24 protein-coding genes are annotated in these 25,908 nt (G+C 36.3%); 4 read left to right on the forward strand and 20 right to left on the reverse strand.

Annotated elements, in window-relative coordinates:
- Nucleotides 1-3: 3 nt before the first annotated feature.
- Nucleotides 4-840 carry a deoxyribonuclease IV gene (locus CFK40_RS11465; RefSeq protein WP_089532432.1) on the reverse strand — a complete coding sequence of 279 codons (837 nt, stop codon included), beginning with the start codon at nucleotides 838-840 and terminating at the stop codon, nucleotides 4-6.
- Between the two features lie 21 nt (nucleotides 841-861).
- The gene (gene mutM, locus CFK40_RS11470) at nucleotides 862-1,671 is read right to left on the reverse strand and encodes a bifunctional DNA-formamidopyrimidine glycosylase/DNA-(apurinic or apyrimidinic site) lyase (RefSeq protein WP_089532433.1); all 810 of its coding nucleotides are present in this window, start codon (nucleotides 1,669-1,671) and stop codon (nucleotides 862-864) included.
- 139 nt (nucleotides 1,672-1,810) lie between these two features.
- Here mutM and CFK40_RS21120 point away from each other — a divergent pair, with 139 nt between their 5' ends.
- Nucleotides 1,811-1,972: a hypothetical protein gene (locus CFK40_RS21120; RefSeq protein ID WP_168927229.1), complete on the forward strand. Its 162-nt coding sequence runs from the start codon at nucleotides 1,811-1,813 to the stop codon at nucleotides 1,970-1,972.
- A gap of 4 nt (nucleotides 1,973-1,976) precedes the next feature.
- Here the strand turns inward: CFK40_RS21120 and CFK40_RS11475 are convergent, their stop codons facing one another.
- Nucleotides 1,977-2,666: a DUF421 domain-containing protein gene (locus CFK40_RS11475; protein ID WP_089532434.1), complete on the reverse strand. Its 690-nt coding sequence runs from the start codon at nucleotides 2,664-2,666 to the stop codon at nucleotides 1,977-1,979.
- A 158-nt stretch (nucleotides 2,667-2,824) separates the two neighbouring features.
- The gene (locus CFK40_RS11480; protein ID WP_089532435.1) at nucleotides 2,825-4,153 is read right to left on the reverse strand and encodes a D-serine ammonia-lyase; all 1,329 of its coding nucleotides are present in this window, start codon (nucleotides 4,151-4,153) and stop codon (nucleotides 2,825-2,827) included.
- Between the two features lie 214 nt (nucleotides 4,154-4,367).
- Here CFK40_RS11480 and CFK40_RS20985 point away from each other — a divergent pair, with 214 nt between their 5' ends.
- Nucleotides 4,368-4,544, forward strand: coding sequence for a hypothetical protein (locus CFK40_RS20985; RefSeq protein WP_161493859.1), 177 nt, complete (start codon nucleotides 4,368-4,370; stop codon nucleotides 4,542-4,544).
- A gap of 84 nt (nucleotides 4,545-4,628) precedes the next feature.
- Nucleotides 4,629-5,195 (forward strand): spore coat protein, encoded by a 567-nt coding sequence (locus CFK40_RS11485; protein WP_089532436.1) that lies wholly within the window; start codon nucleotides 4,629-4,631, stop codon nucleotides 5,193-5,195.
- A 38-nt stretch (nucleotides 5,196-5,233) separates the two neighbouring features.
- On the opposite strand, the gene CFK40_RS11490 is transcribed toward CFK40_RS11485, so the two are convergent.
- Genes CFK40_RS11490 through CFK40_RS11500 form a run of 3 tightly spaced genes read right to left on the reverse strand, consistent with a single transcriptional unit; the run spans nucleotide 5,234 to nucleotide 7,540 of the window.
- A complete protein-coding gene (locus CFK40_RS11490) occupies nucleotides 5,234-6,028 on the reverse strand; it encodes an ABC transporter permease (RefSeq protein WP_089532437.1) in 795 nt (264 codons plus the stop codon).
- Between the two features lie 2 nt (nucleotides 6,029-6,030).
- Entirely contained in the window at nucleotides 6,031-6,675 is a 645-nt protein-coding gene (locus CFK40_RS11495; RefSeq protein ID WP_089532438.1) for an ABC transporter ATP-binding protein, read from the reverse strand.
- A gap of 10 nt (nucleotides 6,676-6,685) precedes the next feature.
- Nucleotides 6,686-7,540, reverse strand: a complete 855-nt coding sequence (locus CFK40_RS11500) for a gamma-glutamylcyclotransferase family protein (RefSeq protein WP_089532439.1) — start codon at nucleotides 7,538-7,540, stop codon at nucleotides 6,686-6,688.
- Nucleotides 7,541-7,814: 274 nt separating this feature from the next.
- Here CFK40_RS11500 and CFK40_RS11505 point away from each other — a divergent pair, with 274 nt between their 5' ends.
- Nucleotides 7,815-8,948: a zinc-dependent alcohol dehydrogenase gene (locus CFK40_RS11505; RefSeq protein ID WP_089532440.1), complete on the forward strand. Its 1,134-nt coding sequence runs from the start codon at nucleotides 7,815-7,817 to the stop codon at nucleotides 8,946-8,948.
- Between the two features lie 61 nt (nucleotides 8,949-9,009).
- Here the strand turns inward: CFK40_RS11505 and CFK40_RS11510 are convergent, their stop codons facing one another.
- The 13 genes from CFK40_RS11510 to parC all read right to left on the reverse strand — a co-directional run bounded on the left by CFK40_RS11510 (nucleotide 9,010) and on the right by parC (nucleotide 25,900).
- A complete protein-coding gene (locus CFK40_RS11510; RefSeq protein ID WP_089532441.1) occupies nucleotides 9,010-9,873 on the reverse strand; it encodes a 5'-3' exonuclease in 864 nt (287 codons plus the stop codon).
- Nucleotides 9,866-13,507: a dynamin family protein gene (locus CFK40_RS11515; RefSeq protein ID WP_161493860.1), complete on the reverse strand. Its 3,642-nt coding sequence runs from the start codon at nucleotides 13,505-13,507 to the stop codon at nucleotides 9,866-9,868. Before CFK40_RS11515 ends, CFK40_RS11510 begins: the two co-directional genes overlap by 8 nt.
- 125 nt (nucleotides 13,508-13,632) lie before the next feature.
- The gene (locus CFK40_RS11520; protein WP_089532443.1) at nucleotides 13,633-14,106 is read right to left on the reverse strand and encodes a CBS domain-containing protein; all 474 of its coding nucleotides are present in this window, start codon (nucleotides 14,104-14,106) and stop codon (nucleotides 13,633-13,635) included.
- A 67-nt stretch (nucleotides 14,107-14,173) separates the two neighbouring features.
- The gene (locus CFK40_RS11525; RefSeq protein ID WP_089532444.1) at nucleotides 14,174-14,638 is read right to left on the reverse strand and encodes a flavin reductase family protein; all 465 of its coding nucleotides are present in this window, start codon (nucleotides 14,636-14,638) and stop codon (nucleotides 14,174-14,176) included.
- A gap of 186 nt (nucleotides 14,639-14,824) precedes the next feature.
- Nucleotides 14,825-16,354 carry an acyl-CoA carboxylase subunit beta gene (locus CFK40_RS11530; RefSeq protein ID WP_089532445.1) on the reverse strand — a complete coding sequence of 510 codons (1,530 nt, stop codon included), beginning with the start codon at nucleotides 16,352-16,354 and terminating at the stop codon, nucleotides 14,825-14,827.
- A gap of 48 nt (nucleotides 16,355-16,402) precedes the next feature.
- On the reverse strand, nucleotides 16,403-17,185 hold the full coding sequence (locus tag CFK40_RS11535) for an enoyl-CoA hydratase (protein WP_089532446.1): 783 nt from the start codon (nucleotides 17,183-17,185) through the stop codon (nucleotides 16,403-16,405).
- 15 nt (nucleotides 17,186-17,200) lie between these two features.
- Nucleotides 17,201-18,100 (reverse strand): hydroxymethylglutaryl-CoA lyase, encoded by a 900-nt coding sequence (locus CFK40_RS11540; RefSeq protein WP_089532447.1) that lies wholly within the window; start codon nucleotides 18,098-18,100, stop codon nucleotides 17,201-17,203.
- Between the two features lie 51 nt (nucleotides 18,101-18,151).
- A complete protein-coding gene (locus CFK40_RS11545; RefSeq protein ID WP_089532448.1) occupies nucleotides 18,152-18,364 on the reverse strand; it encodes an acetyl-CoA carboxylase biotin carboxyl carrier protein subunit in 213 nt (70 codons plus the stop codon).
- 13 nt (nucleotides 18,365-18,377) lie between these two features.
- Nucleotides 18,378-19,739: an acetyl-CoA carboxylase biotin carboxylase subunit gene (gene accC / locus CFK40_RS11550; RefSeq protein ID WP_089532449.1), complete on the reverse strand. Its 1,362-nt coding sequence runs from the start codon at nucleotides 19,737-19,739 to the stop codon at nucleotides 18,378-18,380.
- Nucleotides 19,740-19,820: 81 nt separating this feature from the next.
- Entirely contained in the window at nucleotides 19,821-21,452 is a 1,632-nt protein-coding gene (locus tag CFK40_RS11555) for an AMP-binding protein (protein ID WP_089532450.1), read from the reverse strand.
- A gap of 24 nt (nucleotides 21,453-21,476) precedes the next feature.
- Nucleotides 21,477-22,619 carry an acyl-CoA dehydrogenase family protein gene (locus CFK40_RS11560; RefSeq protein ID WP_089532451.1) on the reverse strand — a complete coding sequence of 381 codons (1,143 nt, stop codon included), beginning with the start codon at nucleotides 22,617-22,619 and terminating at the stop codon, nucleotides 21,477-21,479.
- Nucleotides 22,620-22,699: 80 nt separating this feature from the next.
- Nucleotides 22,700-23,356 carry a TetR/AcrR family transcriptional regulator gene (locus CFK40_RS11565; protein WP_227001763.1) on the reverse strand — a complete coding sequence of 219 codons (657 nt, stop codon included), beginning with the start codon at nucleotides 23,354-23,356 and terminating at the stop codon, nucleotides 22,700-22,702.
- Between the two features lie 102 nt (nucleotides 23,357-23,458).
- Complete coding sequence (gene parC, locus CFK40_RS11570) at nucleotides 23,459-25,900, reverse strand: DNA topoisomerase IV subunit A (protein WP_089532452.1); 2,442 nt, start codon at nucleotides 25,898-25,900, stop codon at nucleotides 23,459-23,461.
- Between the last annotated feature and the right edge of the window lie 8 nt (nucleotides 25,901-25,908).

A 25,908-nucleotide genomic window follows, 5' to 3' on the forward strand; every position in this document is an offset into this window, starting at 1 on the left:
AAACTATGTACCCCACTTTTCCATTAACAGCCCTATCTCTTCCCTATGTGTAATCTTATCTTTTGGTGTTTCTAAAATAAAGGGGATATCTTCTAATTGTGACGTTTTAATTAGCTGGTGAAATTGAGCTTCTGTTATGTACCCATCGCCAAAAATAGTAGCGTGACGATCCTTTCCTAATCCGGTATCATATTTTGAGTTATTAAAATGGATGACATTTAACTGATCAAAGTATCCGAGTTCTATTCCTTTGTCCATTACTTCATTCCAGTTTTCACCATTCCATAGTCCGCTCGCAAAGGCGTGGCATGTGTCGAGACAGAAACCTATCTTTTCAGGTTTCTCAGACAAATTACGGACCTGGACAAGCTCTTCCATTGTGGTTCCTATTGTTCCAGGTTTTCCTGCATTGTTTTCAAGAAGAATTTTACAGTTTCCTTCCCATTGGCAAAGAACTTCATTGAGCGTTTCAATCATTAAGCGATAACTCGCTAGTGGATCATCACGATAAATCAGCTTACCGAAGTGTACAACTGCCCCAATCGAACCACATGCCTCGGTAATCTCTAAATCATTTAATAACGATTGGATAACCAGATTCTTTTTATGATCATCTGTAGATGTTAAGTTTGTAGGGTATGGGGTGTGACTTACCGATTCTAGGGCGTTTTCTTCACAGAATTTCTTGCATAACGCTGTATCGTCTTTACTAAATTCTTTTACAGATAAACTTCTAGGGTTCTTGGGAAAATATTGAAAGGCAGAAGCTTTCATAGATAACGCTTGTTTCGCAGCGCCTAAATAGCCTTCTCTAATGGAAACATGACTACCGAATTTCATGAAAATCCCCTTTCGTCCTAATTAAGTCTGACAACCTTTACAATAAAATGTTTTTCGAGACGAAATTTCTTCTTTCACAATTGATGTACCACATCGCTTACATGCTTCTCCTGCACGACCATATACATATTTCTTGTTATCGTAGGTGCCTGTTTTGGTATCGCCTTTAAAGAAAGGTTGATCCATATAACCACCATACTGAATTGCTTGCTGAAGTATAAAGCGTATGGATTGATACAATTGAACTTTCTCATTGTCGTTAAGTTCGTTCATTTTTCGTTTAGGTAACAATTGCGCATGCCAGGCAATTTCATCAGAATAACAATTTCCAATCCCTGATAGGAACTCTTGGTTAACGAGGGTTGTTTTAATCTTGCCTCTTCTATTTTTGACGAGATCTAAAAAAGAATCAAGCGTAAAATTTGCATCAAGTGGCTCTGGACCTAAGTCCGTTAATTCTTGCTTCACTTCTGCCTCTGAGAAAAGATGAAGGTACCCTAACCTTAAACCGATAAAATAGAGATGTTGATTGCCAAACGATAATTGTATTTGAACGGTACGGTCCGGTTTTTCTTGCTCTGTTCCATAAAACATCCGGCCGCCCAGCATGAGGTGTACTAGTAACACATGGCCGTTTTTAAGATGAAAAAGTAAATGCTTTGCTCGTCTTTCAATTACTTCGATTCTCTCATTTTGTACGATATTTACAAAATCGGCTGGACTCACATTAATTGATTTTTCTCGATTAATGGATACACCTGTTAGTGTCTTTCCGCCGACCTTTTGATTTAGTAGGGTTTTATAAGTCTCCATTTCTGGTAGCTCTGGCATTTTTAAACCTCCATTTAAAAGCTAATACCTTAGTATTACCCAAATGTTTCCCCAAAATGTGGTTTCCCTTTGTTGAAAGTATGTTCTAAGACAAGTTTTCTCATAAATATAACTAAGAATAACGACTGGAGGTTTTGGCATGAGATATTTAGATTGGCAAATGATTTTGTTTGTGGGTTCTTCATTAGTTCATGATTATTGGATATACTGGGGACTTCCCCAAGTTCATTACTGGGATGTTAAACACAACAGTTTAAAGCCGGTAGATGAAGACAACAGTGAGGAAAATAAGGTTGCATAAACTGTTAACGAGACACTTGTCCAAAGGTTTGAACAAACAGTCCTTCTCCCTGTAACCATTCTGCGATAAAAACATTGCGATAATCATTTATTTCTTGTATGTGTAGTTGATTCATTAACCATTCTTCATTTTGGTCAATCTCGACTAATTCATCACGTAATAATTCACCATCTCTTATCAGCGTGACGGGAACGTATACAGATTGTGCTGGAAGATTCATGTCCTCTTGTTGTAATTTCTGTTTCGTAGACTTTTTCAAAATACTAATCGCACCATTCGCCTCTAAATAACAATAAGCTACTTCGCGTATGGAAAAAGTTTCTGACTGGCGCAGTAGGCTTTGTAGTTGGTTGATATTCATTCGATTCTTTTTTAATTGGTCTCTATTTACTATCCCATTCTGGATTAATACAGATGGCTTACCTTCAAAGGCCTTACGTAATCCTAAAAACTTTTGTCCCAAAACTTCGACTGTAAATAATAACAATGCCCAAAGAGTCATTGAAAAAATGATATATCTTACACCTATTTTTTCATCGTATAATGCATTTCCTAATAGTTCACCTAGTACAATAGCAGCTATAAATGTAAAGGGTGTAATTTGATTTATTAATTTCTTACCAAGTATCTTTACGAGTATAAAAAGCAGAAAAAATCCTGCAATTAATTCTAAAGCTAAAAATGCAATATTCATTATTATTCCATGCCCCAATCATTAAATGTTTCCTATTATCATTACCATTTTACTAAATCTCAATCACCTAAGTTAACTAACAATACTACCCGATCCTCTTATTAGAAGAACGGGTAGTAAAAAAGCTAAATGCCTCTTGAGGCCATTTAGCTACTACATTATTTCATTAACTTTTCCCCTTTTTCATAAAACCGCTTCATATCGTCTTTTGGTACAAGCGCCCCACCAGTTGCCCATGCAATATGTGTGGCGTTATCATCATCTAAACCGTTATTTTCCATATAGTTGGATTGGGTCACTTCATTTGGTCCTAGTAATCCAGCTGTCGCGGAGGGCTCAAGATAAATGTCATCTACGTTCACAAGCATAGAAAGTAACCTATATAATTCATCATCTTCAACAGTATATATACCGCTAATCAAATGACCGCTGATAGGAGTCGCAAATTTAGAAGGTCGCCCTACTGCCAAACCATCCGCTTCTGTTCGATTATCTAATCCAAAGTCTTGAACGCTCACTTTTTCCATCTCGCCTGTCAGTAGACCAATTAATACTGATGGGGAATGAGTTGGTTCAACAAAAAAGCAATGCACATGGTCTCCAAATACCTGCTTTAAACCAAATGTAACACCACCTGGGGATCCACCTACCCCGCACGGTAAATAAACAAACAATGGATGATCAGTATCTACACGGATGTTTTGCTCCTCCAACTGTTTTTGTAACCGTAGTGCTGCTACACTATAGCCTAAATACAAGTGCTTGGAATCCTCATCATCAACAAAGTATCCTTTAGGATCCGCAATTGTTTTCTCCCTACCAGCAGTTATTGCCTCACTAAAATCACCTGCAAATTCTAACACCGTTGCTCCTTTTGAACGAAGGAGATCCTTTTTCCATTCTTTTGCATCGGCAGACATATAAACGGATACATGAAATCCTAGCTTAGCGCCCATAATACCAATACTTAATCCCAAATTTCCTGTTGAGCCGACGCCAATATTAAATTGGTTAAAAAATGATTTAAACTTATCACTTGAAAATACTTCATAATTGTCATTTTTATTAATTAAACCCGCTTCTATTGCCAAGCTTTCTGCATGATACAACACTTCATATATACCACCTCTTGCTTTAATTGACCCAGCTATCGGTAGTTCATTGTCACACTTCAGATACAAATCACCTGGAATTGTAGAATAAACACGCCCTATTTCTTCTTGCATCATGGTTATTTTTCTCAGCGGTGATTCAATTATCCCGTTCGTTTTCATTGTTTCAGGAAATGCTTTAACTAAATATGGAGCAAACCGTTGCCAGAGTTGTTCCGCTTCTTCGATATCACGTTTGCTTATCGGTAAGTCTGGTAACTCATTAAAAGGTTTTAAATTTGGATTTAACCATAATACTGGATTTAAATCCGTAATTTTACTCAATAAAGGACTTTTTTGTTTCCACTGATCTAATTCATTAGCTGCAAAAACCATGTTGATCACACCTTTCACTTAACATGCTTACTAGTATTTCCTTATTGGAATTTATTTACCATAGTTCCACCATATCATAATGTGCTTCATATGTTGATTCAAGACGTTTATCCACCTATTTAGTTAAATTTTGCTTGTTTTATTTTAACTAAAAGGGACAAAATATATATGTAGGTGTATGGTGTACTTTCATAAAATTAAGGGGTGTTTATCAATGGGCAAACAAAAATTAGTACGCAAACGTGATCAAAACAAAAATGAAAAACAAGTTAATCAAAATCAAGAAATTGACAATGTGGAATTCGCAAACGAAAACAACTTTGATGAAATAAATTTAGAGGATAAAAAAGAACAGCAACATAACTTCAATAAACGTAATAATCGTAAATAACTTTTTATTAAGACCTAAAGCCTATATTCACGATTTGATTTTATTCGTGGTGTAGGTTTCATTCATTATAAGGAGGAAATGTCCATGCAACTAGCATCACACGAACTAAATCAATTGAGCGAACTTATTGCTGGGTGTTACAACACGGTTACATGTATGACTGATTCCATCAATGAGGCGCAAGATCCAGAATTGAAGGATTTATTGCAAAGGCATTTTCCACTTCATGTTCAAGATTACAATTTAAAAGTTGAATTTGTACAAAGCAACACAAAAACAGACATTACGAAATTTAAACCAGCGGAATTAAAGCCAAATTTAAATTCTTACACACAGGCACCTGTTAGCGAATTTCCATCTACCATGCCAAGAACAGAAGCAGGACAAAAGAGTGATCGTGAAATCGCGACAGCCTATCTGCTGAATCAAAAAGGTTCTGCTAAAAATTATGCAGCCGCTGTTCTGGAGTGTGCCAACCCTGATTTACGTACTTTTTTAGAAAATGCGTTCTTAAATAGTAGCCGACATGCATATGAAATGTGGCAATATATGACCCAAAAAGGGTATTATCCCCTTATGGCTGCACCACAAAATGCTAGTCAAGCAATTGCTCCAATTTACCAACCTGTACAACAACCAGCACTCGTATAATGTAGTAAAAATGCTCAAGGCTATAGCCTTGAGCATTTTTACTTTTTCCTTAGGGTAAACTGTTGCCGCTCATTAAAAAAAGTTTTATATGCAAGGTGTAAAAAGATGACAACCGTTAAGGATACGGTACCAGCAATTCCAAGCATAATTGCTATTTGATATTCAACTGCAACGAGCGGTGAAGTGCCTGATATAATTTGGCCTGTCATCATACCTGGTAAAAACACGATCCCCATTCCGACCATTGAATTAATAGTTGGGAGCATGGCAGAGTCAAACGCTTGATTAATAATTTCTTTTGATGCTTCTTTAGGTGTTGCACCAAGCATTAAGGCTCCTTCTACTTTTTCCTTTTGTTCTCGCATACCAATCAAGAGATTATTGACTCCTAGCGAAATTCCAGTCATTGTCTTTCCGATTATCATCCCGCCAATTGGAATAAAGTATAGTGGGTCGTACCATGGATCTAGCTGTAATACGACTAACATGAAGAAAATAAAACTAACACTGACACCAATCATCATCGCTAACGCAATCATCTTTTTGATGGGAAATCCAAGCGTTTCTTTTGTCCGTTGATATACATTAAAAACTGCAAAACCTAACATAAAAGTAATAATCCCTATCGTAAGCAATGGATGTGGGTGATCAAAGATAAAAATAAGTACATAACCAACTAAAATAAGTTGGAGTGTCATTCGGATGGTGGAAATAACAATTAATTTTTCTCGTGGAATTTTTTTAATTTTGACGATAACAATTAAGAGAATAACGAATACATATGCCGTAAGTAATTGCCAAATGGTTAAATTTATTGCACCACTTTCATCCATGATTATTCACCTCCATTTGCAATTTGCTCACTATATGTATCCATGTTGATCAAATTATCACTTACTTCTTCTGCTAACTCTTTGTCATGTGTTACCATCACAACGGTTTTCTGTCGTTCTTTCATATGCCTCATGAAAGCTTGTATGACATGTAATGCTGTTTTATCATCCAATGAAGAAGACGGCTCATCCAGTAGAAACACTTCTGCATCTAATAACATGCTTCGCGTGAGAGCTAAACGCTGCTTTTCCCCTCCGGATAACTCATCTGCAATTGTATCTAGGTACTTATTTAACTTCATTTTATGCAAAATATCGTTCATGTATTGATCGGAGACGGGTTCTAGCCCAGCGTACTTCAGTCCAACTACTACATTATCTCGAATCGTTCCTTCGTAAATCACAGGTGACTGCGGAACCATTGTAACCTTTCGCCTTAATTGAATAGGATCTAAGGTTTGAATATCACGATCCTGGTAATAAATCTTACCCGAGTCTGGATTATCTAAATTATTTAATAGGCGCAGAAATGTTGATTTCCCACTTCCGCTTTGCCCTACAATACATGTAACCTTTTGAGACGGAACTGTAAGCTCATTTATCGTAATAATGTCATTTACCTTTATATTTTTTAGTGAAAAAGCCATTTCATATCTCCTATTGCTTAAATAGCATGTTTATTTTATTTTGAAGTGTCGCTACGTAGGAATCGCTTAAAAATCCGCTACTACCGCGCATGATTTCTGAAGCATAGTTAATAGTTGGAGCAGTTTCAGCTTCTTTTTGAGTACCTATGAAAGTGATAGCGCGTTTATTTTCCCCTTTTAATAAAATATCTATGATGATAGGGCGATATGCATTAACGTAAACCCCTTCACGCTTATATAAATAAGAAACAGCTTCTAAAGGTACTTGATATACCTTTCCCTCCACTTTTTCATTATTATTTTCTACAATATCTGCTTTTCCGCCATCGGTTGAATTTCTAGAGAATTGTAACTCGAAACCATTTAGTAAAGCACTCCCTATTATATTTTTAAAATGATGGTCAACACATTGTAGTGTAAATCGTTCATCATCCATACAGGATCCATAAGCAAAGTATAAAAGATTCTGCTGTTTCAGGTATGTGTGTACATTCCAATCCCCAGTTTCTATCCAATCATTTGAATCAATTAAACGTTTTCCTCCAACATACGTTAAGGCTTTTACCTTATCATCCTTATCATTGGTAACAGTGATACACTCTCGGTCGTATAAATTATCTGGATCCCCTTCAACATATTGCTCTAATTGATCAATCTTTTTAAGTTGAGCTGAACAAACATCATAAAGTTCACCATATACATATCCAGCACGGTTATCACTTAGTAATACAGGATACCCATTATCTGTATCATATAACGACCCTTCTATCCAGCTTTGGTGATAGATGGAAGTCGCATTTGATAAATAAAAATGATTATGGCCACCGTTTCGTAACGTACCATAAACAAATAATTTCGGCATCATTCAACACCTCACAGTTATGTTTTTACTATCTTTTATTATAGTAAAAATTGGTTGTAAACAAAATGATTTGCTACTATAACCTAACCTCAATACAACCTTGAATTATACCCCTTGAAAATCACGGGGGTATAATGGTATACCCCGTACAGGTAATAGGAATGCGGTCCTAGCAGTAATTTCATACCCTGCCTTCCATCTGTTTACGTATATTTCCTGGTTTTTGACAGAGTATAATGATGTATTTAATTTTAATCGATCTGGAGGCTAGATGATTATGAAAGCTGTAACATATCAAGGGAAACACTCAATCAGTGTAAAACAAGTAGATGACCCTACTATTCAAGATCGTGAAGATGTGATTGTAAAAATAACTTCGACAGCAATATGTGGTTCTGACTTGCACCTTTATCAAGGAAACTTCCCCCTCCCAATTGGTTACGTTATTGGTCATGAGCCAATGGGGATAGTGGAAGAAGTTGGACCAGACGTAACAAAGGTGAAAAAGGGAGATAGAGTGGTTATTCCATTTACAATTGCATGCGGAACGTGCCCTTATTGCTCGCAGCATATAGAGAGTCAGTGTGATAATTCAAACCCACATTATGATTCAGGTGGATACTTAGGTTACTCAGAAAAATTCGGTAACTACCCTGGTGGTCAAGCCGAGTATCTTCGGGTTCCCTTTGGAAATTACACACCTTTTCTTATTCCTGAAGATTGCGAATTAGAGGATGAACAGTTGCTTTTTTTATCGGATGTTTTACCAACTGCATATTGGAGTGTAGAGCATGCCGGGGTAAAACCAGATGACACGGTAATTGTTTTGGGATGTGGACCTATCGGGTTAATGGCACAACAATTCGCATGGAAAAAAGGAGCAAAAAGAGTCATTGCGGTTGACTATTTTGACTATCGGTTAATGCAATCAAAAAAAATGAATCAAACTGAGACATTTGATTTCACTAAGTACGATGACATGGGTGAAACGTTGAAGGAATTAACGAAGGGCGGAGCAGATGTTGTTATTGACTGCGTTGGAATGGATGGAAAAAAATCACCACTGGAATTCGTGGAACAAAAGTTAAAATTGCAAGGTGGTACACTTGGCCCGATACAAATTGCTACGAAAGCAGTAAAAAAATGTGGGGTTGTACAATTAACGGGGGTTTATGGAGGACTTTATAATATGTTCCCATTAGGACCATTTTTCATACGAAATGTTACACTTAAAATGGGTCAAGCGCCAGCACGTGGATATATGCCGCAGTTGTACGACATGATCGTAAATGAGCAGATTGATCCCACTGCTATTATTACGCACAAGATGTCATTAGATGAAGCTGCACACGGTTACGATATTTTTAATAAAAAAGAAGACGATTGTATAAAAGTTATCTTAAAACCGTAAGAAAAGCGCTTGAGTTAAACAATTAAAGGATGAGGTTAATTCCTCATCCTTTGCTTAATATCTATACTAATTTGGCCAAATTGGTGAAATTCAGTTCTCTAAGCCGATCTCCTATTATATCGTTATCACAATTCCATAGTGCATCATCTAATTTGCATGTAATAGGTACATCACATTTAATTTCTGCAAGTTCCCTTGATAAGTGCAACATGTCTATATTCGCTTTAATTTTAGTTTGTACACCTTTTGGTAGCTGGTCTATATTTTCAAGTAAATTATCGATGGTTTCATATTCCTGAACAAGTTTTAATGCTGTTTTTTCACCAATTCCCTTTACGCCAGGATAATTATCAGCAGAATCTCCCATCAATGCTTTCATATCAATTACTTGCCTAGGTACAATCCCTTTCTTCTCAAGAAAATTTTCATGTGTAAATACATCATAATTACCTTGTCCCTTTTTCATGATTGCTACTTGAATGCCTGAGTCCACTAACTGTAACATATCGTGATCCCCAGTCAGAATCATGACTTCATTATCTTCAGCATATTCTCTTGCTAAGGTACCAATACAGTCATCGGCTTCGTAATTAACAAGGCCAACATTTGGAATGGCAAAGATGTCCATGATTTCTTTGATTCGATCAAACTGTGGCACCAATTCTTCTGGTGGCTTTGAGCGATTTGCTTTATAAGCGGGCATCATGTCAGTCCGGAATGTTTTGCTCCCCATGTCCCAGCAGCATACCACATGAGTTGGATTAAACGTTTCAATAGCATTGAGCATATACTTCAAATATTGATACATTCCGTTTGTTGGGATACCTTCACTATTTCGCATAAAATTGCCGCGGAATGAGGTTGCGAAAAATCCCCTGAACAACAAAGCCATTCCGTCTACAAGTAAAATGGTTGGTTTAGACATCGTATTCCTCCCCCGTTAAATTATTATCATAATTTTTCATAATAGATGCAAGTTCACTTTCTTTATTCGCCAATTCTATTTCATTGTCCTTATCTGATAATATACGGAGTAATCCATCGGTATAGGATTCAATACTTCGCATATATGCACCTTTTATTTGTTCCATTGTATGGACCCATTGCTCATCATACGCGACTTCCATTACCTGTTTATTTGAATCAAGATATTCCTTTGCATAAGGCTTGAGAATCGAAAATATAGCTTCCTTCATTTGTTCTTTTTCATTTTTTTCAAAGAATGACTTTGGTCCTTTATAGCTTGATAATGCCTTGGAAAAAGCTGACACTTTCAATTGATTAAATGCTTGCGTGAAATTTGGAGTTGACAGGTCTACTTTAGTGCCGCTCGGTAACACAAAGCGTTCATCGATTGTGTTTATCTTTTCACTTGCCGTTACACCTATTTCCTCTACTAATTCGCGTATTTGTGCTTCAATTCGAAGTGAGACTGCTCGCAGTTCCTGTAGTAGTTCATATCCAACATAGTCTAGTAATTCCTGCATACTGTTATCAATCTGAATCTTACCAGCTTTACCGGATTCTTGTATCATCGTTGGATTAAACATTCCTTTAAACATGTCATGGAAACGAATAGATAGTCGATCCAATACATAGTATAGCTGTTTATCAATCTTTTGTATAATTGCTTTCGTATATGAATCTTTATCTAATTCATTAATTACCCGAAAAGCTTCTTCTTTTTTGGTTCGTACGCTATCTTTTTGGTGCATTTTCTCTTGTTCAGACATTTTAACAGAAGCTAGGTAGCTCGAAATAACATGATAAGCCCATTTCATATCCCATATTGCTGAATCAATGCTAAGCTTTGTTAAATCATGATGGATGAACTGGTAAAATTGTTCCTCAAAATGATACATATAGTCGTTTAACGGCTCTTTTGCTTGCTTATTTGCGAGTGTAATGCGGCTCGAAATTGGAAACAATCTAGGAAACCGTATTCCTAACTGCACCAATTGTTCGTTCACGTAGTTTTCTACCAACAAAAGTTCATTTTCATTTTTTGCTAGATCGGCTGCATTGATAATAAAAAACATCTTATCTAACTCGAACGATTCTTTCACACGTCCTAATTGCATGAGAAAGTCTTTATCTGCACGAGATAATGCGTGGTTATAATAGGTTACGTAAAGAATAGCATCCGCGTATTTTATATAATCAAACGCCACGCTTGTATGTCTAGCATTAACCGAATCCGCACCAGGTGTATCCACCAGGGTAATCCCCTGTTGAGTCAATGAACAATCATAGTACAAGTCAATTGACTCAACAAAACAAGCTTTCGTTTCCTCCGTAACATAGACGGAAAACTCATCGATAGTTGTTTGAATATGGCCGCCGATATGATTTTTCATTTCTCCAAAACCATCAATAATTGCCTGTAAATAATGTTGCTGTGTTTTAGGTAACGAACGAATATTTGTTTCCGTTAGCCATTTGTGCAAGCTATCTATACTATCGCTGTTAGGTGAAAAGCCTTTTAATAATGCCAAACTATCCTGCATGATGGTTTTTTCATCTTTCATTGTTACAACAACAGAACCATGACTATGTTCATCTGTTACAGGAACAATCCGGTTAATTGCTGCTGTTGTTGGATTTGGCGAAACCGGTAAAACGGACTCCCCGATTAATGCATTAGCAAATGATGATTTCCCAGCACTAAATGCTCCAAAAAGCGTAATGGTAAATGAGCGTTTAGCTAACTTTTCCTGCTTAGTTTTTAAATCTGCTATGAGTTGATCGAATCCTGGAGAACTCTCTATTACATCTAAAGTTTGATTAATTCCTTCTACTACATCGTCAACAGTATAAGACGCTTCTACCATAACCTGCTCATCACGTTGAGTAAATTCTACATGGTCACTTTTGTTTCGCTTCACTTGTGGTGCATCTTGTTTAATTACATTGTTTCGTTCTTTAAGGCTTTGGTTAATTGTGTTCCACTCAGCATCAGAGAGTTGGGAATTCAACAAAACCTCTTGTGATCTATTTAGTTTCGCGTCACGTTCATCTACTAAGTTAGCAATTTGATTCGTAGCACTTTCCGCTTTTTCTAAATCAGCTAATTCCTTTTGATAGGAACTTATCTGATTTGAAGATTGATCGGTTAAATAGGATAAAATTGTATCTTTTTTGTCTATTGTTTCTCTTCTATATTTCTTCTTAATATCGTTACTTATGTCTTTGGTATAATTTAAAACAGAATCACCGTTTACCTTTGCGCCCCGTTTAATCAAGCTATCAAGGTCATTACCCGTATAATCAATGGAAAGGTCTTGAACTTTCTGGATTAAGCTTGGATCAGTAATGTCAAAGCTCTTCATTTGCTGAATAATCTTATCCCGAAGCTTCCACTGAATCGATTTTTTGATATTTTCCTGTAAGGGTTTTAGAAAATTATGAAGTCGAATTGACTTTTCCTCTTCTGTTTTTTTCTTAGAACCAAACAGCCCTACTTTAAAATCAGGTTGTTGTGATTCCAAGTAAGCTAATGCCTGATCACGTAATGTAGCTGGCATAATATAAGCATTTTCCAACGTAGTATTGATTGTTTGATTGAATTCCTTATCAAACTGAGCCGGCCGATTCTTTAGTCGATCTAACTGCTCCTTTATCTCTTCTATCCGCTCTACATTTGCTTCGTAATCATTTGATTCGGCTTTTATCATCTCTATTTCTTCATTATATTGTTTTTCCATATTTCGTTTATGATCGTCAATAATTTGGGTAACAGATCGTACAAGGGAATAATAACTGTCTTTTTTTGAAAGTAATAATGTAGAAAGAAAATCTTTTAGCAAATCTAGTTGATTGTCTGAAATGGACTGTTCTATCAGAGATGTATAAAAGGTTTCTTCTGGATAAATTTCCCATTGATTAAACGTTTGTTTGATTTTGTCTTGATATGTCGAAAATGCTAGTTCATCAGCATTATGCTTGTCGATTTGATTGATAATGAGGAAAAAAGGGATATCTTTTTCTTGTATGGACTGTAAAAATTGTAAATTCACCTCTGATTGTACATGGTTATAATCCATAACGTAGAATAAAGCATCGACAAGGTGTAACGATCCTTCTGTAATTAACCGGTCGGCATCATCAGCTGCATCAATACCAGGTGTGTCCAGTAATGCGGTGCTAGCTGGTAATATAGAGTCAGATGAACTTATTTCGATTTTTTTAATCGAATCCTTGTCCTGACAGTACGCTTTGATTACATCAATATCGTAAGGTTCACTATATTCGACAGTTTTTTCGTGGTGAAAATGCACTCTCGCAAAACCTCCACCTGAGTATATTTTAACTAAATTAGCACTCGTAGGTATTGGGCTGTGTGGTAACAGTGACTTTTCTAACAGTTCATTAATAATGGATGATTTTCCAGCAGAAAAATGACCAGCAAAACTAATAACTAATTCCTGCTTTTCTAATTTTTCATAAAGATCAAGTGAATTTTGAGCTTGATCTTTATCCCCTTCTTTACGTAACAATGTATAAAGTGAGGCAAGGTGATGCTTTGTAATAGGCTGATGTTGATCTTTTAATAATGGCAATGTCGTACAATTCCCTTCCAGACAAACAGTTCTTATACTATCATTATACGGATTTTGTACTGCTTTTTCTAGGTAACAGTACAAAAAAACTATTTGCAAGTATAAAGCAAATAGTTATTCTACTCTTATTGCTCTTCTGTTTTTGAAATTAGGGTTGTGGATATATAACGTATTATATCTCCTCTGCTGACAACTCCAATTACTTTAGAATCGTCATTTACGACAGGTATCTTTTTAAAACCATATTTAGAAAATATTGCTAATGCATTTTCAATCTTATCATCAGGATGTACGGTGAAAATATCCTTGGTTGACATAACTTTTTCAAGCTTATGATCAATAGCATACCCAAGCTTGTGAATTAAATCTTCTTGTTCACTTACAAGAACTAATGCATACATGTCATAAACAGTTCTTCCTTTTGGTTGGAGATATCGAATTACATCGCCATCACTAATCATACCAAGTAGGTTGTTTTCTTTATCAACGACAGGAACTCCGCCAATTCTATTAGTCACAAGTAACTCCAATAATTCCTTAATCGACATGTTTTTCTTTGCAGTAATTACATCAGCTATCATAAAATCTTTGATATTCATAAAGCCATCACATCCTTTTGCGATACGAGCTATACAGTAATTCATTAAAAGACTATACTATTTCTTCTTACTCTGGTTTTACGGTTCTGTAGTTTCCGCCATAAAATAAAATGGGGTCTCCTACATCTGATTTAATGTCGGTAACTTCCGCAATGAAAATCATATGATCCCCGGCCTTGGCGGTATCCATAACCTGACAGGATAAAGTTGCTATTGATCCATCAATTACTGGCACACCATCCTGGATAACAAATGGAATATCTCGATCCTTTTCCATTTGTTTTGCAAAAATCATAGATAATTCTTTTTGTTCCTCACGTAAAATACTTATACCAAATTGTTTTGTTTCCTGTAATTTATTATACATGCTTGCATTTTCATCGATTGAAATAGCGATAAGTTTAGGATTCAATGATACAGACATAAATGCATTAACAGTCATTCCCATCATTTCACCTTTATAGTCAGTGCTTACGATTGTGATTCCTGTAGCAAATTTCCCCATCGTGTCACGAAAAAAACGAGTATCCATTATGTATTTCCACTTCCTTTCTTTAACACTTTATTCTTCATTCAGAATATCATTAAAATAGTAAAATATAAATTAAGTTGTCTCAAAATACATGGTTTACATAATAAAATTATAATAAACTCTATATCTTGTAGTGGCATATAAAAACCTTGATAACAGTATATGCTATCAAGGTTTTTTTGTTCATTAAACTGGATAAACTCCATGTTTTCTTTCCGTAAACGTAATACTTTTTGATTCATACATATCGAATCGTGTAACTAGTTCGCTTCTTAATTTATCTGGTTCGATTATGGCATCTACTACTAATTCAGATGCCAAACGATAAATATCAATATTATCTTTATATTCATCTTGTTTTTCTTTAATAAATGCTGGTCTGTCTTCTTCAGGTAATTCAGCGATCTTATTCGCGTATACTGCATTTACTGCTGCCTCAGGACCCATTACGGCAATTTGTGCAGTTGGTAATGCAAGACAGCAGTCCGGATCAAACGCAGGACCAGCCATTGCATATAGACCTGCTCCATATGCTTTCCTCACTACCACTGATATTTTTGGTACAGTTGCTTCACTCATGGATGCAAGCATTTTTGCACCATGACGAATAATTCCTGCTCGCTCCACTTTAGTTCCTATCATAAATCCTGGAATATCCATTAAGAACAATAATGAAATGTTAAACGCGTCACACAGCTGAATGAATTTTGCTGCTTTATCGGCAGAGTCAGGGAATAACACGCCCCCCTTCATACGAGGCTGATTAGCAATAATTCCAACCGATTTACCATTGATTCGTGCCAGTCCAGTAATTAATTCAGGTGCAAATTTTTTCTTCACTTCACAAAAACTGTCTCCATCTATTATACGATCGATAAAATCATACATATTAAAAGGAGCATTTTGATTTTTTGGAATCAAATCTGTGATTGATTTCTCAAACTCTTTTACTTCTTTTTTATCCATTACCTTTGGTTTATCTTTAAAACTAGCTGGGAAATAACCAATGTAATTACGACCATACGCGATAGCTTCTTCTTCAGTCTTTGCTAAAACATCGCCACACCCTGAAACGGAAGTGTGCATTTTAGCTCCACCCATTTCTTCTAATGAAACTTTTTCACCTATTACTTTTTCTGCCATGCGAGGTGAACCTAAATACATAGAAGCATTTCCATCAACCATAACTACGATATCGCAAAATGCTGGTATGTAGGCGCCGCCAGCTGCAGATGGACCAAATAAAAGACAAACCTGTGGTACACGACCAGAAAGTTTGATTTGATTGTGGAATATTTTTCCTGCCCCTCTTCTACCAGGGAACATTTCGATTTGATCTGTAATTCTAGCGCCAGCTGAATCAACTAAATAAAACATAGGTAACTCTAGTTTCATAGCTGTTTCTTGGATACGGATAATCTTTTCTACTGTTCTTTTCCCCCAAGAACCTGCTTTTACAGTTGAATCGTTGGCCATTACACATACCGACTGACCGTTAATTCGACCAATGCCCGTTACTACTCCATCAGACGGGAGAGAACCATCCATACAATTAGCAAAAAAAGCATCCTCTACATCCATATCCTCATCAAATAAAAGCTCAAGGCGTTTACGAACAAACAATTTGCCTTTTTCTTCATTTTTCTGGTGGTATTTTTCAAGACCGCCTTTTTCAATTTTATTCATTCTCTTTTGTAAATCTTCTACATATGACATGTGTTACCTCCTCTAATATATCAAGCTACGGCAGTCGCCTTCGCTTTTCTATTCACCTTTATATTCAGGTTTCCTTTTTTCCTTAAATGCATTTAACCCTTCGAGACGGTCTTTTGTTGGGATTGTTTCTTTATAACAGACATGTTCAATTGTTAATCCTGTTTCTAAATCGGTTTGTATTCCCTTATCAATAGCTGTTTTTGCTTGTTTTAAAGCAATTGGGCCATTCGTTGCAATTTGCTTAGCCGTTTTAATCGCCTCATTTATAAGACTCTCTTGATCGGTTAATTGTTCAACAAGACCAATGCTCAAGGCTTCTTCCGTAGAAACTGGTTTCCCGGTAAAGATTAGACGTTTGGCTTGCCCGAGTCCAATTAATCTAGTAAGACGTTGTGTACCGCCTGCACCAGGAATAATTGCTAAGGATGTTTCTGTTAGTCCAAGCTTCGTATTATTTACTGCTATTCGGATATCACAAGCGAGTGCAAGTTCTAAACCGCCACCAAATGCAACACCATTCAAAGCGGCGATTACCGGCATTTTCATCTTAGCAACATGTGATACGGTTTCCCCAATATACTGGACTGCTTGAATTACCTGATCCTCTGTCATCCCTTTACGTTCCTTAAGATCGGCACCAGCACAAAATGCTTTTTCACCAGCAGCCGTAATAATTGTGCAGCGTATAGAAGAATCGTGTTCTATTTTTTTTATGTTTTTATTTAATTCATCTAATAATGCCTTTGACACCGCATTGGCAGCATCTGTTCGGTTTAGCGTTAGGAGGGCAATATGATCATCGATTTTTTTATAAGTTATAAGTTCAGACACATGTATACTCCTTCCTTAGCGCTCACTTTTTAAAATTTTCATTTGATGACTTGATAGATTTTTAACATAGTTTTCAATATATAATGCTGCATCAATGATGTTATTTTCATCAATTCCTGTAATTATCCCCATTCGATGAAGCATATACAATAGATCATCAGTAGCTAAATTTCCTGAAGCGCCCTTAGCATATGGGCATCCACCGAGTCCGCCAACCGCACTATCAAACTTGGTAATTCCATAGTTCATTGCAACAAGAACATTTGCTAGAGCTGTTCCCCTTGTGTTGTGAAAATGCATAGCCAATTTTTCCTTTGGAAAATAACGTAATAGCTGTTCTAGTACTCTAGCAACCTGCGCGGGATTAGCTACACCGATTGTGTCACCTATTGATATTTCATCGACACCCATTGTATACAGGTTATCGCAAATCATGATAACCTTATTTGTATCAATTTCACCTTCGTAGGGACAACCAAAAACCGTTGAAACATACCCTCTAATCGCTTTATTTGCTCTTTTAGACTCTGTGGAAACGCTTTCTAAAATTGGGTAGGTTTCTTCTATTGTTTTATTAATATTTTTTTTGTTATGCGTTTGACTAGCTGATAAAAACAAACAAACCTCATCAATATTGACTTCTAGAGCACGCTCTAGCCCCGTATTGTTAGGGACTAAAGCTGCATAAGTAACATTGGGATTACGCTTTATTTTTTTTGCTACCTCTGTTGCGTCCTTCAACTGTGGTATCCAGTCCGGATGTACAAATGATGAAATTTCGATATAGGATGTACCAGAATCCGAAAGCATGTTGATCCATTCAATCTTTGCATCAGTTGGTACCATTTCCGATTCATTCTGTAGGCCATCTCTTGGACCTACCTCTTTTATGGATACATTTTTTGGAAAGTTCAATCGCAACCCTCCTAACTAATTTTTAAAAGTGGGCAAGCCACGCCAAGCCTTCTATTCAATAACTGCAATAGTATCTCCTTCATTGACAAAGTCACCTTCTGCGACTTTAATTTCTTTTACAGTTCCAGCGCTTTCACTTGCAATTGGAATTTCCATTTTCATAGATTCTAGAATAACGACATCCTGATCTTCAGTGATTTTGTCACCTTCAGCTACTGTAATTTTCCATACGCTTCCTGCCATCGATGCTTTTACTTCTTCCATTATAAATTCCTCCTTAGTTTGTCTTTTTTTTCATCATTGGTAAATAGTGTTCGTTTACGAAAGCTGTCGTAGCCCTTGCTTCGGTAAATGCTTCCATATTCATAATTTCTCTTAGCATCGGAATATTTGTTTTGATTCCATCAACCTGATATTCAGATAAAGCACTTTTCATTGCTGAAATCGCTTGATCTCTTGTATCAGCCTTAACAATTAATTTCCCAATCATTGGGTCGTAAAAAGGTGTAACATCAAAATCGCTTGTAACAGCTAATTCATTACGAACATTTTCTCCTGATGGAGCTTTGAATGTTGTAATATGCCCTGGTGAAGGGAAAAATGTCACTGGATCTTCGGCGTATATCCTGACTTCTATAGAATGACCATCAATCAATAAGTCATCTTGCTTGAATGTCAACGCCCTGCCATTCGCGATATTAATTTGTTCTTCCACAATATCGAGTCCAGTAATTTCTTCTGTTACAGGGTGCTCCACTTGAATACGTGTATTCATTTCAAGAAAATAAAAGTTTTCATCCATGTCAACTAAAAATTCAATTGTACCTGCGTTTGTATAACCAATAGCTTTTACAGCATCGGTAGCTGCTTTCCCCATTTTTTCACGTGTCTCACTTGATAGGAAATGCGAAGGAGCTTCTTCAACAACTTTTTGATTTCTTCGTTGGATAGAACAGTCACGTTCAAATAAGTGAATGGCATTACCGTGCTTATCCGCTAATAATTGAATTTCAATATGGCGAGCATTTTCAAGCTTCTTTTCCATAAACATGGAACCATCACCAAAAAATGATTGTGCCCGTTTTGAATTACTTTCAAATGCTTTCGATAATTCCTCGTCAGATTGTACAACCTGCATACCAATTCCGCCACCACCTGCTGATGCCTTAAGCATAATTGGATAACCAATTTCCTGAGCAATTACAAGGGCATCATCAACAGACGCTACAACACCATCTGTACCTGGAACTACAGGTACACCAGCAGCTTTCATTGCATTTCTGGCTTCAATCTTACTACCCATTTTTTCCATGACATCGCCTTTTGGTCCAATGAAAATGATTCCGGCTGTATCACATTTTTCAACAAATTGGCCGTTTTCACTTAAGAAACCATAGCCTGGATGAATAGCGTCTACTTTTGTTTTTTTAGCGATACTTATAATTTTGTCCACATTTAAATAACTTTCATTCACTCGCGGAGGTCCAAGTAAGAAACTCTCATCAGCCATTTCAACAAATGGCGCCTTTTGATCTGCTTCTGAGTACACTGCAACAGTTTGAATGCTCAATTTTTTACACGTTCGTATAATACGTGCAGCAATTTCTCCACGATTAGCAATTAAAATCTTTTTAATCATTATCTTTCCCCCTCGTATATCTAAATCCAGCTTCCAGTGACTAGCAAATAGTTAGTCGCTAAACGGACGCTTACGCTTTTCTTATTCAAGGTGTTGGATAGCAAGTTCTTTTAATTTGAACTTCTGAATTTTACCACTTGCGGTCATTGGATATTCATCAACAAACTCGATATATTTAGGAATTTTGTGATGAGATATACTTCCGTTACAGAACGTTCGGATGTCTTCAACTGATGTGTTGGCATTGTCTTTTAAAATTATCCAAGCCATAATTTCTTCTCCGTATTTTTTATCGGGAAGTCCAATTACCTGAACATCTAGTACATCAGGGTGTTGATAAAGGAATTCTTCTATTTCTCGTGGATAAACGTTTTCTCCACCACGGATTATCATATCTTTCATTCTACCTGTAATTTCGAGGTAGCCATTATCATGCATGACAGCTAAATCTCCTGTATGTAGCCAACCTTCTGAATCAATAGCTGCTCGCGTTGCCACTTCGTTGTTATAATAACCCTTCATCACATGGTAACCCCTTGTACATAATTCACCAGTTAAACCTGTTTGCTGTTCAATATCTGTACCTGGAATAATCACTTTAACTTCAACATTTGGATGTGCTTTTCCGACGGTACTAACTTTTAATTCAATCGGATCATCCGTTCTTGTTTGTGTTATTACTGGAGAAGATTCTGTTTGCCCATAAGCAATCGTGATTTCTTTTGCACCCATTTTTTCCATTACGTTAGTCATCACTTCCATAGGGCAGGTGGATCCGGCCATGATACCAGTCCGTAGATGTGAAAAGTCATACGTATCAAAATTTGGATGATTCAGTTCTGCTATAAACATAGTAGGAACGCCATGTAATCCAGTACACTTTTCCTCTGAAACAGCCTTCATGACTCTTTCGGCTTCGAATTGTTCCAAGAGAACCATTGTCGCACCTTTTGATACAGCGGCTAGAATACCTAAAACACATCCAAAACAATGGAAAAACGGGACCGGTATACATAAGCGATCATCACTTGTTAGTTTCATACAATCCGCAATTTGATTCCCATTGTTCACGATATTATAATGTGTCAGCATGACCCCTTTCGGAAAGCCAGTGGTTCCAGATGTATACTGCATGTTTATTGCATCATGATGGTGTAAAGACTCTTGTCTCTTTTTGAGATCATCATCAGAGACACGATCACCCATTTTCATGATTTCATTCCAGTTATAACCAAAATTAAAAGTATCATCGCTTAGAACAATTATATTTTTTAAATATGGTAATTCAGGAGAATTAACTTTTCCTCTTTCCGAATGTTCAAGCCCAGGGCAAATTTGTTTTAGTACTTCCAAATAAGATGTCCCTTTATATGATTCAGCCATTATAAGTGTGGTTGATTCAGACTGCTTCAATAAATATTCTAATTCCTTTGCTTGATAGCTCGTGTTCACAGTTACTAAAACTGCACCCATTTTGCCAGTAGCAAATTGAGATGTGATCCATTCGGGTTTGTTATCAGCCCAAATAGCAACATTTTCACCTTTTTGAATACCTAGTGACATAAATCCTTTTGCTGCTTGATTTACCATGCCATCGAATTCTTTATACGTTTTACGGAGATTTAGCTCTGGATACACGACAGCTTCTTGATTCGGATACAAATTCACTTGTTTCTCTAGTAATTCTCCTACGGTTAGATTTAATAAAGTCATGAATTTCCCCCTCTCAATTGGTTTTTAAAGACCTAATTGTCGAGCAATTACTAACCGTTGTATTTCGGAAGTACCCTCACCAATTTCCATTAGTTTTGCATCGCGTAAGTATCGTTCTACTTCATATTCACGCATGTAACCATAACCACCATGAATTTGTATTGCTTGGTTTGCAGCTCTTGTAGCCGTTTCGGTTGCAAATAACTTTGCATAAGCGGATTCTCTAGTAAAAGGCTTACCTTGGTCTTTTAACCAAGCGGTTTTATGAATCATATTACGTGCCAATTCTATTTCCATTGACATATCTGCCAGTTTAAATTGAATTGCTTGGAAATTGGAAATAGATTTACCAAATTGTTTGCGTTCTTTTGAATAAGCTAATGCTTTATCAAGAGATGCTTGCGCAATTCCTAGTCCTAATGCTGCAATGGAAATACGTCCACCATCTAATGTATGCAAAAATTGCTTGAAGCCTTTTTGCGGATCACCTAGCAGGTTTTCTTTTGGTACACGAACGTCCTGTAATACAATTTCGGCTGTATCAGAACCACGAACACCCATCTTGTCATAATTATTTGTAATCGTAATACCATCCACATCTGTTGGCACAATTATTGCACTTATAATATTTTTGCCACGGTCATCTTTTCCAGTAACCGCTGTAACAATAATAGTCGCAGCAAAGCTAGCATTAGTGATGAAACATTTTTCTCCATTTATAATGAAGTTATCACCATCTGATACCGCGGTTGTCTTTGTTCCAGCTGCATCTGATCCAGCATTCGGCTCCGTTAATCCGAATGCTCCAAGAGACTTACCTTCTGCTAATGGTGTTAAGTATTTTTTCTTTTGTTCTTCAGTACCAAAGTAATAGATTGGACTTGCTCCCAATGACACTGCAGCAGCATAGCTTAAACCTGTGCTTCCACATACACGACCTATTTCCTCCACCGCTAGTGCATACGAAATGGTATCTCCACCAGATCCACCATACTCCTCTGGAAATGGAATTCCGAGTAAACCTAATTCTCCAATTTGTTTAAAGATATCCTCTGGGAATTCCGCTTTAACGTCAATATCGATAGCTCTTGGCCTAATTACCTCTTCCGCAAAGTCACGTACCATTTTTTTGATCATTAACTGCTCTTTTGTTAATTCAAAGTTCATGTATTTTCCCCCTCGTAATCTATCACAAAGACCGACTGGTTGGTCTGTATGAAATATTAAAAAAATGAAAGCGATTACTTTCATGTTGTAAAAAAAGACTTTTCTATAAGTACATCTTCATAGGAAGTACTATACAAAGTTTCTACTCGTAAAACAGTGTGTAAGATGAGGTCTACATAAATGTCACCTATCTCTTCTATTGACTTTGTTCCGTCCTGTTTATACCACTTATATGTCCAATTGACCATACCTAATATCGCCATTGTTGTAATTTCTACTGGTAAGTCATTACGAAATTCGTTTGCATCTTTACCTTCACATATTGCTTTTGTGATTAGTTGTTTAAATTGATCACGCTTTTTTTTAATCAACGTTTCATAGTGTGGTTTTAAGTATATCGTTTCTTGATAAAAAACGGAAATATGTGGCTTATAAAGATCAAACACCTTAACAAAATCTTTAATAATTGCTTGTAGTTTTTTTGTTGGTGAATCATACGTTTTATTTGCAATAATCGCTTTTTCTAGAACATATGTAATAAATGTATCATGAATAACAAAAAGCAATTCGTCTTTAGATGTAAAGTGATGGTAAAACCCACCCTTCGACGTTCCCACATCTTTAACAATTTGATTCACTGTCACACCATGAAAGCCTTGTTTCTCAAACAAAAGTAAGGATGATTGGATAATCTTTTGACGTAAATCCGTTATAAACCCTCCTTCCATAATTATCATTATAATCTTATCATATTTTTCAGAATTTATGAAGTGTAAAATTGAAAAATATAGAAAAAGAGGATAGCTTCCATATAGAAAGCTATCCTTACTAACATCTAACTACTCTTCAAACGGTTTTCGATAATTTGTTTCCTTCCAAACTTCTACCACTTCACCTTGATTATCTGTATCAATAACAAATGACCCATTACTTAAGCGATCACTTGACGATAAATCTAATGGATATACGCTTTGCTCTTCCCCTTTATCCGTTTTAAAGGAAATCGTTTCTTGTTCATTTATCACAAAGAAACCTTGTACTCTATGTGGCTTTTTCTTTAATTCACGTAACATAATTGATCCGCGTTTAGCTCGACCTGTTTTTGTAAACTCATTTAACTTCATCCGTTTACATGCACCGCGTTGGGTTACTAAAACCAACGAAGGTTCGGTTAAATCATCAAAAACTTGACCATTAATAACCTGTTCTTTTTCCTTTAACTGTATTGCTTTCACTCCAGCCGCTCGTTGACCAACTGGGCTAACATCGGATTCATGGAACCATAGGCCGTATCCTGTGTTTGAAGCAACAAAAATATCTGAATGACCATTCGTTATATGCACGTTTACAACCTCATCGTCCTTTTTCAAATTCAATGCAACTAACGCTTTGTTATGACGTTGAGCATCATACAATGCCCATTCACTGCGTTTAATCATTCCATTTCTTGTAAAGAAAATGATGTATTGATCTTTTTTGAAATCTCTTACGGGTATGCAATTTATAATGGTTTCATCTTTTTCTAATGTTACAATATTTGATAAATGCTGGCCTATATCCTTCCATCGTATATCTGGCATTTGATGAACGGGTAAATATACATATTTACCTTTATTGGTAAACAACAATAGTTTATCGGTTGTATTTAATTCATACAAACCTACTAAATGATCCTCGTCTTTTATGGCAAAATCTTTCCCATTAGAAGCGGCATATGAACGTAGGCTCGTTCGTTTTATATAACCATCTCTTGTAGTAGAAACTAGTACATCTTCACTAGCTACCATAACTTCAATATCAATTTTTAATTCTTCAATTCTATTTTCGATATTCGTTCTTCTTTTGTCTGCAAATGTTTTCTTAATTTTTTTTAAATCGCCTTTAATCGTTTGGAATAACTTTTTTTCACTTGCAAGAATAGATTCTAATTCTGCAATTTTCTTTTTTAATTCTTCCGCCTCTTTTTCAAGCGATGTAATATCTGTATTGGTTAACCGATACAATTGCAGCATTACAATTGCTTCTGCTTGTGGTTCAGAAAAATCATATGCTTCTATGATTCTCTTTTTAGCATCAGCTTTATTTTTAGACGATCTAATGGTGACAATTAATTCATCTAAAATGGATATTGCTTTTATTAAACCCTCAAGAATATGGGATCTCTCGTTAGCTTTTTTAAGTTCAAATGTTGTTTGTCTTGTCACTACTTCTTTTTGATGGAAAATGTATGCGTCAAGCATTTTTGGCAGAGACAATAGTTTCGGTGTTTTATCCTCAATCGCTACCATATTAAAGTGATAGGTTACTTGTAAATCCGTATTTTTATATAAATAGTGCAGAACACCTTCACTATTTGCATCTTTTTTTAGCTCTATAACAACCCGAAGTCCGGTTCGATCTGTTTCATCACGAACTTCTGCGATACCTTCTACTTTTCGATCAATTCGAAACTCGTCCATTTTTTTGACCATATTAGCTTTGTTAACTTCAAAAGGAATTTCATCAATAACAATTTGTTCACGATTTCCACGAATCTGTTCTACTTTCGCTTTACCGCGTACAATTACTTTCCCTTTCCCTGTTTCATATGCTTTAACGATTCCATCAAGGCCTTGTATAATTCCACCAGTAGGAAAATCTGGCCCTTTAATTACTGTCATCAAATCCTGAACATTCACTTCTGGATTATCAATTTTCATAATCACAGCATCAATAACCTCAGCTAAGTTATGTGGTGGAATATCAGTAGCATAACCAGCTGATATTCCAGTTGATCCATTAACTAATAGATTAGGAAACTTTGCTGGTAATACAACCGGTTCATCGTTTGTATCGTCAAAATTTGGAATGAAATCCACTGTGTGTTTATCAATGTCACGAAGTAATTCTGAAGAAATACTGGATAGTCTTGCCTCTGTATATCGCATTGCGGCAGGTGGATCGCCATCAAGGCTACCATTGTTACCATGCATTTCGATTAAGACATTTCGAATTTTCCAATCCTGACTTAACCGAACCATGGCCTCGTAAACCGAAGAATCCCCATGTGGATGGTAGTTACCGATAACCGTTCCGACAGTTTTAGCAGATTTACGAAAATGGTTATCGTGTGTGTTTTTATCTTCATACATTGCATATAAAATACGACGTTGCACTGGTTTGAGTCCATCACGCGCATCTGGCAATGCTCTTTCTTGAATAATATATTTACTGTATCTTCCAAAACGATCTCCTATAACTTCTTCGAGTGGAAGGTCTAAATATTTTTCTGGTTGTGACAAGAAAGTCC

The sequence above is a fragment of the Virgibacillus necropolis genome, assembly GCF_002224365.1.
Classification (GTDB): domain Bacteria; phylum Bacillota; class Bacilli; order Bacillales; family Amphibacillaceae; genus Virgibacillus_F; species Virgibacillus_F necropolis.